At 69.1% G+C, this 11,706-nt stretch carries 12 protein-coding genes; 11 read left to right on the forward strand and 1 reads right to left on the reverse strand.

The features are described 5' to 3' along the window. Positions 1–125 precede the first annotated feature (125 nt). The 9 genes from ACAV_RS07690 to ACAV_RS07730 all read left to right on the forward strand — a co-directional run bounded on the left by ACAV_RS07690 (position 126) and on the right by ACAV_RS07730 (position 8,266). Positions 126–2,543: a heavy metal translocating P-type ATPase gene (locus tag ACAV_RS07690; protein ID WP_013594004.1), complete on the forward strand. Its 2,418-nt coding sequence runs from the start codon at positions 126–128 to the stop codon at positions 2,541–2,543. Further along, complete coding sequence (ccoS, locus tag ACAV_RS07695; protein ID WP_011794659.1) at positions 2,543–2,680, forward strand: cbb3-type cytochrome oxidase assembly protein CcoS; 138 nt, start codon at positions 2,543–2,545, stop codon at positions 2,678–2,680. The genes ACAV_RS07690 and ccoS overlap by 1 nt, the downstream gene beginning before the upstream one ends. A 65-nt stretch (positions 2,681–2,745) precedes the next feature. Further along, entirely contained in the window at positions 2,746–4,185 is a 1,440-nt protein-coding gene (ccoN, locus tag ACAV_RS07700; protein WP_013594005.1) for a cytochrome-c oxidase, cbb3-type subunit I, read from the forward strand. Positions 4,186–4,202: 17 nt separating this feature from the next. Then, positions 4,203–4,832 (forward strand): cytochrome-c oxidase, cbb3-type subunit II, encoded by a 630-nt coding sequence (gene ccoO / locus ACAV_RS07705; RefSeq protein ID WP_013594006.1) that lies wholly within the window; start codon positions 4,203–4,205, stop codon positions 4,830–4,832. 12 nt (positions 4,833–4,844) lie between these two features. Then, positions 4,845–5,024, forward strand: coding sequence for a CcoQ/FixQ family Cbb3-type cytochrome c oxidase assembly chaperone (locus tag ACAV_RS07710; protein ID WP_013594007.1), 180 nt, complete (start codon positions 4,845–4,847; stop codon positions 5,022–5,024). Beyond that, on the forward strand, positions 5,017–5,952 hold the full coding sequence (gene ccoP / locus ACAV_RS07715) for a cytochrome-c oxidase, cbb3-type subunit III (protein WP_013594008.1): 936 nt from the start codon (positions 5,017–5,019) through the stop codon (positions 5,950–5,952). Before ACAV_RS07710 ends, ccoP begins: the two co-directional genes overlap by 8 nt. Before the next feature lie 117 nt (positions 5,953–6,069). Then, complete coding sequence (ccoG, locus tag ACAV_RS07720; RefSeq protein WP_013594009.1) at positions 6,070–7,518, forward strand: cytochrome c oxidase accessory protein CcoG; 1,449 nt, start codon at positions 6,070–6,072, stop codon at positions 7,516–7,518. A gap of 91 nt (positions 7,519–7,609) precedes the next feature. Further along, positions 7,610–7,894 carry a FixH family protein gene (locus ACAV_RS07725; protein ID WP_013594010.1) on the forward strand — a complete coding sequence of 95 codons (285 nt, stop codon included), beginning with the start codon at positions 7,610–7,612 and terminating at the stop codon, positions 7,892–7,894. Between the two features lie 84 nt (positions 7,895–7,978). Further along, positions 7,979–8,266, forward strand: a complete 288-nt coding sequence (locus ACAV_RS07730) for a hypothetical protein (protein ID WP_013594011.1) — start codon at positions 7,979–7,981, stop codon at positions 8,264–8,266. Positions 8,267–8,551: 285 nt separating this feature from the next. On the opposite strand, the gene fnr is transcribed toward ACAV_RS07730, so the two are convergent. Beyond that, positions 8,552–9,271 carry a fumarate/nitrate reduction transcriptional regulator Fnr gene (gene fnr / locus ACAV_RS07735; protein WP_013594012.1) on the reverse strand — a complete coding sequence of 240 codons (720 nt, stop codon included), beginning with the start codon at positions 9,269–9,271 and terminating at the stop codon, positions 8,552–8,554. 216 nt (positions 9,272–9,487) lie between these two features. Between fnr and hemN the strand changes: the two genes are divergently transcribed. Then, a complete protein-coding gene (gene hemN, locus ACAV_RS07740) occupies positions 9,488–10,870 on the forward strand; it encodes an oxygen-independent coproporphyrinogen III oxidase (protein ID WP_013594013.1) in 1,383 nt (460 codons plus the stop codon). A 29-nt stretch (positions 10,871–10,899) separates the two neighbouring features. Beyond that, a complete protein-coding gene (locus ACAV_RS07745; protein WP_013594014.1) occupies positions 10,900–11,691 on the forward strand; it encodes a sulfite exporter TauE/SafE family protein in 792 nt (263 codons plus the stop codon). Positions 11,692–11,706 lie beyond the last annotated feature (15 nt).

Below are 11,706 nucleotides of genomic sequence, written 5' to 3' on the forward strand. Positions count from 1 at the left end.
GGAAAAGATGGGAGATGCCGGGGCCGGCACGGCCTTGGCGTAACGGCAGAGTAGGCCGAAGTGGTTGCCCGTGTCTTGACATGCGTCAACGCGGACCGGCGCCATGGGGCCTAGCCTTCGGCTCCATGATGTCCGATCCTTCCGCGCCGGCGGACGCCGCCGATTCCGCTGCCGAGCTGCTCGACGATCCGCAGGAATGGACCGCCTTCGGGCGGCCCGTGGGCACGCAGGCCGCCGGCGCAGCCGGGCCAGGGCACGCCCCCGAAGGATTGTGGGAGTCGCACGTGGTGCTCGGCGGCATGCATTGCGCGGCCTGCGCGCTCACGGTGGAGGACGCGCTGCGCGGCGTGCCGGGCGTGCTGCAGGCCGAGGTGAGTGCCGCCACGCACCGCGCGCGGGTGGTGTGGGACGCCCGGCGCGTGCGCCCGTCGCGATGGATGGCCGCGGTGGCGCGCGCGGGCTACCCCGCCTTGCCGGCCATGGATGCGCTGGCCCGTGAGCAGCGCCGGCGCGAGGGCCGCAAGGCCCTGTGGCGCTGGCTGGTGGCGGGCTTCTGCATGATGCAGGTGATGATGTACGCGTGGCCTGCGTACGTGGCCCAGCCGGGCGACCTCACGGCCGAGATGGAGCGGCTGCTGCGCTGGGCCTCCTGGGTCATCACGCTGCCGATGATGATCTTCTCGTGCGGCCCGTTCTTCTCGAGCGCGCTGCGCGACCTGCGCCTGCGCCGCGTGAGCATGGACCTGCCGGTCGCGCTGGGCATGGGCATCACCTTCGTGGTGAGCACGGCGGGCACTTTCGATCCGGCCGGCGCCTTCGGCCGCGAGGTCTATTACGACTCGCTGACCATGTTCGTGTTCTTCCTGCTCACCGGCCGCTGGCTGGAGATGCGGATGCGCGACCGCACGGCGGGCGCGCTGGAGGCGGTGATGAACCGCCTGCCCGACAGCGTGGAGCGGCGCGGCGCCGATGGCGCATTCACGCGCGTCGCCGTGCGCCGGCTCGCGGTGGGCGACGTGGTCCGCATCCTGCCGGGCGAGGCCTTCCCGGCAGACGGGCGCATCGAGCGCGGCAGCACGCAGGTGGACGAGGCGCTGCTCACGGGGGAATCGACCCCGCTGGCGCGTGCGGAAGGCGCGGCCGTGACGGCCGGCAGCTACAACCTGCGCGCGCCCGTGGAGGTGCATGTGGAGCGTGTCGGCGGCGATACGCGCTTTGCCGAGATCGTCGCGCTGATGGAGTCCGCATCGGCGCAGAAGCCGCGCCTGGCGCAACTGGCCGACCGCATCGCGCGGCCCTTCCTTGCGGGCGTGCTGGTGGCCGCGGGCCTGGCGGCGGCGTGGTGGTGGAAGACCGACCCGGAACATGCACTCATGGTCGCGGTGGCAGTGCTCATCGTGACCTGCCCGTGCGCTCTTTCGCTCGCGACGCCGGTGGCCATGCTCACGGCGGCGGGCGCGCTCGCTCGGCAGGGCGTGCTGGTGCGCAACCTGCAGGCCCTGGAATCCCTGGCGGCGGTGGACACGGTCGTGTTCGACAAGACCGGCACGCTGACGCAGGACGGCATCCGGATCGCGGGCGTGCATCCGGCGCAGGGCTTCACGCAGGCGGAAGCGCTGGCCCTGGCGGCGGCGCTGGCGCGGCACTCGCTGCATCCGCTCTCCCGTGCGCTGGTGCAGGCGGCCGGTCCGCAGGGGGAGGGCGCCATCGAGCGCTGGCGGCTGAGCGATGTGCGCGAGGTGGCAGGGCAGGGCCTGGCCGCCCGGGTGGATGACCTGCAGGGCCTGAGGGCGCCTGCCGTGCTGCGCCTGGGCCGGGCCGCGGATGCCGGTGCAGCCGCCACGCAGCGGGTGGCCCTGGGCGCGGAGCCTTTGCAGGCTGGCGCGTCCCCGGCCGCGTGGCCCGCGGAGGTCGCGTGTTTCGACTGGCGGGAGGATCTGCGGCCCGACGCGGCCGGCGTCGTTGCCCGCCTGCGCGAGGCCGGGCTGTCGGTCGAGTTGCTTTCCGGCGACCGTGCCGACGCGGTGGCGCGCGTGGCCGCCAGCGCGGGCATCGATGCCGCGCGCGGCGATTGCTCGCCGCAGGACAAGCTCGACCGCATGCGCGCGCTGCAGGCCGCCGGCCGGCACGTGGCGATGGTGGGCGACGGCCTCAACGACGGGCCGGTGCTCGCGGGCGCGCACGTGTCGTTCGCCTTCGGCCGGGCCGTGCCGCTCGCGCGGTCGCGTTCGGATTTCGTGGTGATGGGCGACCAGCTCGCACTGGTGGAGCGCAGCGTGCGGCTCGCGCGGCGCACGCTGCGCGTGGTGCGGCAGAACCTGGCCTGGGCCGCGGCCTACAACGCGCTGTGCGTACCGCTGGCCGTCGCCGGCTGGATGCCGGCATGGCTCGCGGGGCTGGGCATGGCGCTCAGTTCGCTGCTGGTGGTGGCGAACGCGGCGCGCCTCGCGCGGGGCGCTGGCAGCGATGCCGGTGCGGCCGCCATGGGGGCGGATGCTGCCCTGCCGCCCACCGCCGCGCCGCTGGCGCAGGGAGCCGCGTGATGGACATCCTGTACCTGCTGATTCCGCTGTCGGTCGTGCTCGTGCTGCTGATCCTGGTCGGGCTCTGGTGGGCCATCGACCGGGGGCAATTCGACAACGTCGAACAGGAAGGCGAACGCATTCTTCGGGACGATTGACGCTGGTCAAACGGCTCCGGGGCCCCCCTCGTCAGAATTTGTAAGCAAACCAAAAGAGGTGCCCGATGGATTCTTCTGTCTCGAACGCCGCGCACTACAACGACACGGTCGTGCGGCAGTTTTCAATCATGGCCGTGGTGTGGGGGGTGGTCGGCATGCTGGTCGGCGTGGTCATCGCCGCGCAGCTCGCCTGGCCCGAACTCAACTTCGGCATTCCGTGGCTCAGCTACGGCCGCCTGCGCCCGCTGCACACCAACGCGGTGATCTTCGCGTTCGGCGGCTGCGCGCTGTTCGCCACCAGCTACTACGTGGTGCAGCGCACGGGACAGGTGCGCCTGTTCGCGGGCCGGCTTGCCTCGTTCACGTTCTGGGGCTGGCAGGCGGTTATCGTGGCCGCGGCCATCAGCCTGCCGCTAGGCTACACCACGGGCAAGGAATACGCCGAGCTCGAGTGGCCGATCGACATCCTGATCACGCTGGTGTGGGTGTCGTACGCCATCGTGTTCTTCGGCACCGTGGGCAAGCGCCGCGTGAAGCACATCTACGTGGCCAACTGGTTCTTCGGCGGCTTCATCCTCGCCGTGGCGCTGCTGCACGTGGTCAACAGCGCGGAAGTGCCCGCGGGCTGGATGAAGAGCTACTCGGCCTACGCCGGCGTGCAGGACGCGATGGTGCAGTGGTGGTACGGCCATAACGCCGTGGGCTTCTTCCTCACGGCCGGCTTCCTGGGAATGATGTACTACTTCATCCCGAAGCAGGCCGGCCGCCCGGTGTACAGCTACCGCCTGTCGATCGTGCACTTCTGGGCGCTGATCTTCACCTACATGTGGGCGGGTCCCCACCACCTGCACTACACCGCGCTGCCCGACTGGACGCAGTCCGTGGGCATGGTGTTCTCGCTGATCCTGCTGGCGCCCAGCTGGGGCGGGATGATCAACGGGATCATGACCCTCTCGGGCGCCTGGCACAAGCTGCGCGACGATCCCATCCTGCGCTTCCTGATCGTGTCGCTGTCGTTCTACGGCATGGCCACGTTCGAGGGCCCGATGATGTCCATCAAGACGGTGAACGCCCTGAGCCACTACACCGACTGGACCGTGGGCCACGTGCACGCCGGCGCCCTCGGCTGGGTGGGCCTGATCACGATGGGCTCGCTCTACTACCTCGTGCCGCGCCTGTTCGGCCGCGAGAAGATGCACTCCATCAAGGCGATCGAGCTGCACTTCTGGATGGCCACCATCGGCATCGTGCTCTACATCGCCGCCATGTGGATCGCCGGCGTGATGCAGGGCCTGATGTGGCGCGCGGTAAATGCCGACGGCACGCTCACCTACACCTTCGTCGAGAGCGTGAAGGCCACCTATCCCTTCTACGTCATCCGCTTCGCCGGCGGCCTGCTCTACCTCGCGGGCATGGTGGTGATGGCCTGGAACGTGTGGAAGACCGCCATGGCCGGCCGCTCGGTCAAGGTGCAGATCCCGGCCGTGGCACCTGCCCACGCCTGAAACCCTGGAGCGCTTTCATGTCCGACAACACAACGACAAAAGCCGGCTTCTCCCACGAGAAGATCGAGACCAACAACTTCCTCATGATCGTGCTGATCGTGCTGGTGGTGGCCATCGGCGGCCTGGCGGAAATCGTGCCGCTGTTCTTCCAGAAGTCCACCACCGAGCCGGTCAACGGCGTGCAGCCCTACACGGCCACCCAGCTGCTGGGGCGCGACATCTACCTGCGCGAGGGCTGCTACAACTGCCACTCGCAGATGATCCGCCCGTTCCGCGCCGAGACGCTGCGCTATGGCCACTACTCCGTGGCCGGCGAGTTCGTCTATGACCACCCGTTCCAGTGGGGCAGCAAGCGCACGGGCCCCGACCTGCACCGCGTGGGCGGCAAGTACAGCGACGAATGGCACCGCATCCACCTGAACAACCCGCGCGACGTGGTGCCGGAGTCCAACATGCCCGCCTACTCCTGGCTGGAGAAAACCCCGGTGGACCCGTCCGTCGCCGCACCCCGCATGAAGGCGCTGCGCACCGTGGGCGTGCCCTACACCGACGAGCAGATCGCCGGTGCGGCCGAGGAGGTCAAGGGCAAGACCGAGCTGGACGTGCTGGTGGCCTACCTGCAGGTCATGGGCCGCGCGCTCAAGTAAGGGGAGACCGCCATGGACATCACCACCGTGCGCATCGCCGCGACGCTGATCTCGTTCGCCCTGTTCCTCGGAATCCTGGCCTGGACGTTCTCCCGCGGCAACCGGTCCCGGTTCGAGGAGGCGGCGCAGCTGCCGTTCACCGAGCCGGACGCTCCACTGAATTCTTTCGAGAACGAGAAGAACCATGAGTGACTTCACCCACAATTTCTGGTCGGTGTACGTCGTCGCACTGACCCTCGGCGGCATCGCCGGCTGTCTCATCCTGCTGTGGATCACCGCGCGCAAGAAGGTCGAGCCGCGCGCGGACAACACCACGGGCCACGTCTGGGACGGCGATCTCACCGAGATGGACAACCCGATGCCGCGCTGGTGGATGTGGCTGTTCGTCATCACCATCGTGTTCGGCCTGGGCTACCTGGCCGCCTATCCGGGCCTGGGACGCTTCAGCGGCCAGCTGGGCTGGTCGCAGCGCGGCGAGTACGAAAATGAAATGGCCAAGGCCCGTGCCGAACTGGAGCCGCTCTACGCGCGCTTCGCCGCGATGAGCACCGAGCAGGCCGCCGCCAGCCCCGAGGCCATGGCCATCGGCGAGCGCCTGTTCATGAACAACTGCGCACAGTGCCATGGCTCCGACGCGCGCGGCAGCAAGGGCTTCCCGAACCTGGCCGACAACGACTGGCTGCACGGCGGCGCACCCGCCAACATCCGCGAGACGATCGAGAAGGGCCGCATCGGCACCATGCCCCCCATGGCGGCGGCCGTCGGTTCGGCCGAGGACGTGCGCAACCTCGCGCACTACGTGCTGAGCCTGTCGGGCAGCCCGCACGATTCGCTGCGCGCCTCGCTGGGCAAGTCCAAGTTCACGGTGTGCGCGGCCTGCCATGGCATGGACGGCAAGGGCAACACCGCGCTGGGCGCGCCGAACCTGACCGACGACATCTGGCTCCACGGCTGGGGCGAGGGCGCCATCACCGCCATGATCAACAACGGCAAGGTGAACCAGATGCCCGCGCAGGCCGGCAAGCTCACCGATGCGCAGATCGGCGTGCTGACCGCCTACGTCTGGGGCCTGTCCAACAAGCCGGGCGCGAACACCGCCGCGGCGGCCCCGGCGAACTGAACCGAGGGACCGCATCCAGGGGCGCCGCCGGCCGGCGCGCCGCCCCTGACGGTCCCACGCGCAATCCCTGCTCCCACGACACGAGACCGCCGGCCCACAGAGCAAAGCAGAACCCACATGAAGCCCCCTGACGGACAGCCGCGCAAGGTCATCCCGATCGCCCCCGTTCCGGCGGACGGCGGATCGGCACAGGCCGAAGTCGTCTCCCTCTACGAAGCCCAGAAGAAGATCTACCCGAGGTCCATCGCCGGCGTGTTCGCGCGCTGGCGGTGGGCCATGGTCGCTTTCACGCAGCTGGTGTTCTACGGACTGCCGTGGCTGCAGTGGGGCGAGCGGCAGATGGTGCTGTTCGACCTGGGCGCGCGGCGCTTCTACCTCTTCGGCCTGGTGCTGTATCCGCAGGACTTCATCTACCTGACGGGCCTGCTCATCATCTCGGCGCTGTCGCTGTTCCTGTTCACCGCGGTGGCGGGCCGGCTCTGGTGCGGTTTTGCCTGCCCGCAGACCGTCTACACCGAGATGTTCATGTGGATCGAGCACAAGGTGGAAGGCGACCGCAGCGCGCGCCTGCGGCTCGACAACGGGCCCTGGACCTTCGAGAAGGTCCGCAAGAAGGCGCTCAAGCAGTTCCTCTGGATCGCGGTCGCGGCCTGGACGGGCTTCACCTTCGTGGGCTACTTCGTGCCCATCCGCGAGCTGGGCACCGAGTTGATGGCGCTGCAAGGCTCCTGGCAGCTCTTCTGGGTGGCGTTCTACAGCTTCGCCACCTACGGCAACGCCGGCTTCCTGCGCGAGCAGGTCTGCAAGTACATGTGTCCCTATGCGCGCTTCCAGAGCGCGATGTTCGACAAGGACACCCTCATTGTCACGTACGACGAGATCCGCGGCGAGCCGCGCGGCCCGCGCAACAAGTCGGTGGACCACCGGGCCAGGGGCCTGGGCGATTGCATCGATTGCACGCTGTGCGTGCAGGTCTGCCCCGTGGGCATCGACATCCGCAACGGCCTGCAGTACGAATGCATCGGCTGCGGCCTGTGCGTGGATGCGTGCAACACCGTGATGGACAAGATGAAGTACCCGCGCGGGCTCATCCGCTACTCCACGCAGAACGGCGTGGCGAACCGCTGGACGCAGTCGCAGATGCTGCGCCGCGTGCTGCGGCCGCGCGTGCTCATCTATACGGCGGTGCTGGTGGCGCTGTGCATCGGCATGCTCACGAGCCTGACGCTGCGCACGCCGCTCAAGGTGGACGTGGTGCGGGACCGTGCGGCGCTCTCGCGCATCGTCGCGGGCGGCCGGCTGGAGAACGTGTACAGCCTGCAAATCATGAACGCGACCGAGGCGCCGCAGCGCTACCGCATCGCGGCGTCCGGACTGGAAGGGCTGGCCGTCGCGTCGGAGGCCGAGGTGGAGATCGGCGCAGCGCAATCGCGCTGGGTGGCAGTGCGGCTGCAGATCCCGTACGGCTCGGCCGCGCCGGGCTCGCATCCGGTGGCCTTCGAGGTGCAGTCCCTGGAGACGAAGGCCCGCGTGAAAGAGAAATCCATCTTCCTCGTGCCGCGCTGAAGCGGCGAGGGCGGTTGGTGTTATTCAGTATGGCAGGCCCCTGCAACCCTGTGGTGTGATGGGGCCGTGGTGACGAAGGAAGGAGTTCGAGATGGCGCAAAAAACGACATCGGCCGCCGTGGCGGCCCAGCCCTGGTGGAAGTTCGGCCACGTGTGGATGGTGATCGCCGGGCCCGCGATCGTGGTGGTCGCCGGCACGACAACGGCATGGCTGGCCGTGCGGCAGCCTGATCCGGTGGTGGCGGAGGACTATTACCGCCAGGGCATCGAGATCAACCGCACGCTCGAGCGGGAGCGCGCGCGTGCCGCGGCCATGGAGCCGGCGATGAAGGCGCGCAACCACGCGGCCACGCCGGCAGGGGACCAGCCGCGCTGAGTACCGCGGCTGGCCTGGCGGGCACCGGAGCCCGATGTGTTCCGTTCGTTTTCGACACCGATGACTGCAAAGGAGGAGATCGCGATGAGAACCCAACGCTGGATGTGGATCGCCTGGCCCGCCTTCCTGGTGGCAGGACTGATCGAGATGGTGGTATTCGCCTTCGTGGACCCGGCCGCCCTGCACTGGTCCGACCAACCCCTCGCCCTCTCGCGCGAGGGCGTCTATACGGTGGCGTTCTTCGTGTTCTGGGCGCTGTGCATGCTCTCCAGCGCCCTCACCACGCTGCTGTCCATGTCGCCCTTCGAGCTCAACCGCTGCCCCGTTCCCACGGGCGAGCGCCCGATGGAGTGCGGCAAGTTTTCGCAGTGAGGGCGGGGCGGCTGTCAGCGCATGTGATGGCTTGCAGGCAAAAAGGCCGTCGTGGCGACAGGGGCCTGGCGGCTGCTTGGTGAGGGTTCTGGGTTTTCACGCAGAGCATTCGCGTAGCGCAAGGCCCACGAAGATACGCGGCCGTGCCGATCAGAAGGCCGCGGAGCAGGCCACGCCAGCAGACGCCGTGGAACCGGCTTCGCCGGGCCACTGGTGTCGTCCCCCTTCCCGCGGCGCGCAGCGCGGCGAGAGAAGGGGGAAGGCGCGCAGCGCCTCAGGGGGATGTCAGTTACAGGCTTGGCTATTGACGATCCGCTTGAGCGCATCCGGCTCGACGATGCGCACGTGCCGCTGCTTGACCTCGACGATGCCTTCCTCGACGAATTTCGAGAAGGTGCGGCTCACGGTTTCCAGCTTGAGGCCCAGGTAGCTGCCGATCTCCTCGCGCGTCATGCGCAGCACCAGTTCGGATTGCGAGAATCCCCGCGCATGCAGGCGCTGCACGAGGTTGAGCAGGAAGGCCGCGAGGCGTTCCTCGGCGCGCATGCTGCCCAGCAGCAGCATTACGCCGTGCTCGCGCACGATCTCGCGGCTCATGATCTTGTGGACGTGGTGCTGCAGGGCCGTGACTTCGCGCGACAGCTCCTCGATGCGTTCGAAGGGCATGACGCACACCTCGGCGTCCTCCAGCGCGACGGCGTCGCAGGTGTGGTGGTCGCTGACGATGCCGTCGAGCCCGATGATCTCGCCGGCCATCTGGAAGCCCGTCACCTGGTCGCGCCCGTCCTCGGTGGCCACGCAGGTCTTGAAGAAGCCCGTGCGGATGGCGAAGAGCGACGTGAAGGCCTCGCCGTTGCGGAACAGCGTGCCGCCGCGCTTGACCTTGCGGCGCGTGGCGACGATGTCATCGATGCGCTGCAGCTGCTGCTCGTTCAGGCCCAGCGGCATGCAGAGCTCGCGCAGGTTGCAGTTCGAGCAGGCGACCTTGATGGTGTGCGGATTCATGGATGAGCAGCCTTCCCTTCTGTGTTCTATCTCGCTGTGCATGCAGGCCAGCCACGGTGCGGACGCATGGCAGGAGCGCAGGCGTGCAGGAAGAATGTGGCGGGCGACTGTGATGCGTCAATTGTCGCAGCGACGCGCGTCCAAATGCTTGACCGGCGTCAAGGACACGGGCGCGGGACATGGGGCACATTGTGAATCGATAAGGAATTCCGCACCATGAACGCTGTGACTCCCGAGCTTTTGCGCCGCTTCGACGTGCCGGGCCCCCGCTATACCTCCTACCCGACCGCGGACCGGTTCGTGGAGGCCTTCGGCGCGGACGAGTACGTGCTGGCGCTGCAGCAGCGCCGCCTCGGCTCGGCCGCCAAGGCCGTGCCCCTCTCGCTATATGTGCACATCCCGTTCTGCGAATCGTTGTGCTATTACTGCGCGTGCAACAAGATCATCACGCGCCACCCCGAGCGCGCCGACGTGTACCTGCGCTACCTCAGCCGCGAGATCGATCTGCACATGGCGCACTGCGCGCCCGGCCATGCGGTGAGCCAGCTGCACATCGGCGGCGGCAGTCCCACCTTCCTGGGCGACGACGCGCTGCAGGAGCTGATGAACATGCTGCGCCGCAGCTTCACGCTCGTGCCCGGGGGGGAGTATTCCATCGAGGTCGATCCCCGCACGGTGGATGCCCAGCGGCTCGCGCGGCTGGCGGAGCTGGGCTTCAACCGGCTGAGCTTCGGCGTGCAGGATTTCGATCCGGCCGTGCAGAAGGCGGTACACCGCGTGCAGCCGGCCGAGCAGGTCTTCGCGCTGGTGCAGGAGGCGCGGCGGATCGGCTTCGAGTCCGTCAACGTGGACCTGATCTACGGCCTGCCGCGGCAGACGCCCGAGTCGTTCGACCGCACCCTGGCCCAGGTGTGCGAACTGCGGCCCGACCGCATCGCGCTCTATGCCTACGCCCACCTGCCCGAGCGCTTCAAGCCGCAGCGGCGCATCGTGTCGGCCGAGCTGCCGATGGCCTCCGCCAAGGTGTCGATGCTGTCGCGCTCGCTCAACGCCTTCCAGGAGGCGGGCTACGTGTACGTGGGCATGGACCACTTCGCGCTGCCGGGCGACGCGCTGGCCGTGGCCAAGCGGCAGGGCCGGCTGCACCGCAACTTCCAGGGCTATAGCACCCAGCCGGACTGCGACCTGATCGCGCTGGGCGTGTCCGCCATCGGCCGCATCGGCGCCACGTACAGCCAGAACGCCAAGACCCTGGACGAGTACTACGACCTCATCAACCAGGGCCGGCTGCCGGTGGTGCGCGGCCTCGCGCTGACGCGTGACGACCTCGTGCGCCGCTCCGTCATCATGGCCCTCATGTGCCAGGGCGAGGTGCTGTTCGAGCCGATGGAGCAGTCGTGGCTGATCGATTTCCGGCGGTATTTCGCCGCGGAAATCGAGGTGCTCGAAGGCATGGCCGGCGACGGCCTCGTCACGGTGGGCGAGGACGGCATCAGCGTGACGGAGATGGGCTGGTTCTTCGTGCGCGGCGTGGCCATGGTGTTCGACCGCTACCTGCAGGCGGACCGCAACCGCGCACGGTTCTCCCGGATCATCTGAGAGCCCTTTTCTTTCTTGCAGGAGCCGCCATGCCCGACGCACTGATCTGGACGGCCTTCGCCATGGGACTGGCGGGCGGGCCGCACTGCCTGGCGATGTGCGCGGCCCCCTGCGCCGCGATCGTGGGCGGGCCGCAGGGCGGCGGGGCGGCTGCCCTGGCGCCCCTGCGCCGGTACGGCTCCGTGCATGCCACGGCAGGGGCGCCCGCCGCCTGCGCCGCGCCGGCGGCGACCGGACCGGGCGGCCTGCTGCGCGGCGGCGCGGCGCGCACCGCGGTTTTCCACCTCGCCCGGATGGCCGGCTACGGGCTGGCCGGGGCCGCCGCGGCGCTGGCGATGGACCGACTGGCCTGGCTGACCCAGCAGTCCGCGGCCCTGCGGCCGGCGTGGACGCTGCTGCACGTGGGCATGCTGGCCTGGGGCATCCTGATGGCCCTGCAGGCGCGCCAGCCGGCCTGGGTGGAGCGGGCCGGCCGCGCGGTCTGGGCCCGCGTCGGCCCCGGCGTGCGCGCTCCAGGCGGCCTCGCGGTGGCCGGGCTGGCGTGGGCCCTGATGCCGTGCGGGCTGCTGTATTCGGCCCTGCTGGTGGCAGCGCTGGCCGGCAACCCGGCGCAGGGGGCCGCTGCGATGGCCGCATTCGGCGGCGGCGGCGCGCTCTGGCTGCTGGGTGGCGCCTGGGCCTGGCGGCGGCTCCGCTCACGGGTGGATGCTGCGCGCGCCACGTGGGGAACGCGGTTCGCCGGCGTGCTGCTGGCGGCCGTGGCCGCCTGGGCGCTCTGGATGGACGTGGGGCGCCAGGCACTGGAGCCCTGGTGTCGCTGAAGCGGTACATTTGTC

This window comes from Paracidovorax avenae ATCC 19860 (assembly GCF_000176855.2).
In the GTDB taxonomy this organism is placed as follows: domain Bacteria; phylum Pseudomonadota; class Gammaproteobacteria; order Burkholderiales; family Burkholderiaceae_C; genus Paracidovorax; species Paracidovorax avenae.

What these genes read in the sequence shown, in the direction of transcription:
- ACAV_RS07725 (WP_013594010.1), top strand. Translation starts at nt 7,610, where the DNA reads ATGGCGCAAAAAACGACATCGGCCGCCGTGGCGGCCCAGCCCTGGTGG.
- ACAV_RS07690 (WP_013594004.1), top strand. Translation starts at nt 126, where the DNA reads ATGATGTCCGATCCTTCCGCGCCGGCGGACGCCGCCGATTCCGCTGCC.
- ccoP (WP_013594008.1), top strand. Translation starts at nt 5,017, where the DNA reads ATGAGTGACTTCACCCACAATTTCTGGTCGGTGTACGTCGTCGCACTG.
- ccoS (WP_011794659.1), top strand. Translation starts at nt 2,543, where the DNA reads ATGGACATCCTGTACCTGCTGATTCCGCTGTCGGTCGTGCTCGTGCTG.
- ccoG (WP_013594009.1), top strand. Translation starts at nt 6,070, where the DNA reads ATGAAGCCCCCTGACGGACAGCCGCGCAAGGTCATCCCGATCGCCCCC.
- hemN (WP_013594013.1), top strand. Translation starts at nt 9,488, where the DNA reads ATGAACGCTGTGACTCCCGAGCTTTTGCGCCGCTTCGACGTGCCGGGC.
- ACAV_RS07710 (WP_013594007.1), top strand. Translation starts at nt 4,845, where the DNA reads ATGGACATCACCACCGTGCGCATCGCCGCGACGCTGATCTCGTTCGCC.
- ccoO (WP_013594006.1), top strand. Translation starts at nt 4,203, where the DNA reads ATGTCCGACAACACAACGACAAAAGCCGGCTTCTCCCACGAGAAGATC.
- fnr (WP_013594012.1), bottom strand. Translation starts at nt 9,271, where the DNA reads ATGAATCCGCACACCATCAAGGTCGCCTGCTCGAACTGCAACCTGCGC.
- ccoN (WP_013594005.1), top strand. Translation starts at nt 2,746, where the DNA reads ATGGATTCTTCTGTCTCGAACGCCGCGCACTACAACGACACGGTCGTG.
- ACAV_RS07730 (WP_013594011.1), top strand. Translation starts at nt 7,979, where the DNA reads ATGAGAACCCAACGCTGGATGTGGATCGCCTGGCCCGCCTTCCTGGTG.
- ACAV_RS07745 (WP_013594014.1), top strand. Translation starts at nt 10,900, where the DNA reads ATGCCCGACGCACTGATCTGGACGGCCTTCGCCATGGGACTGGCGGGC.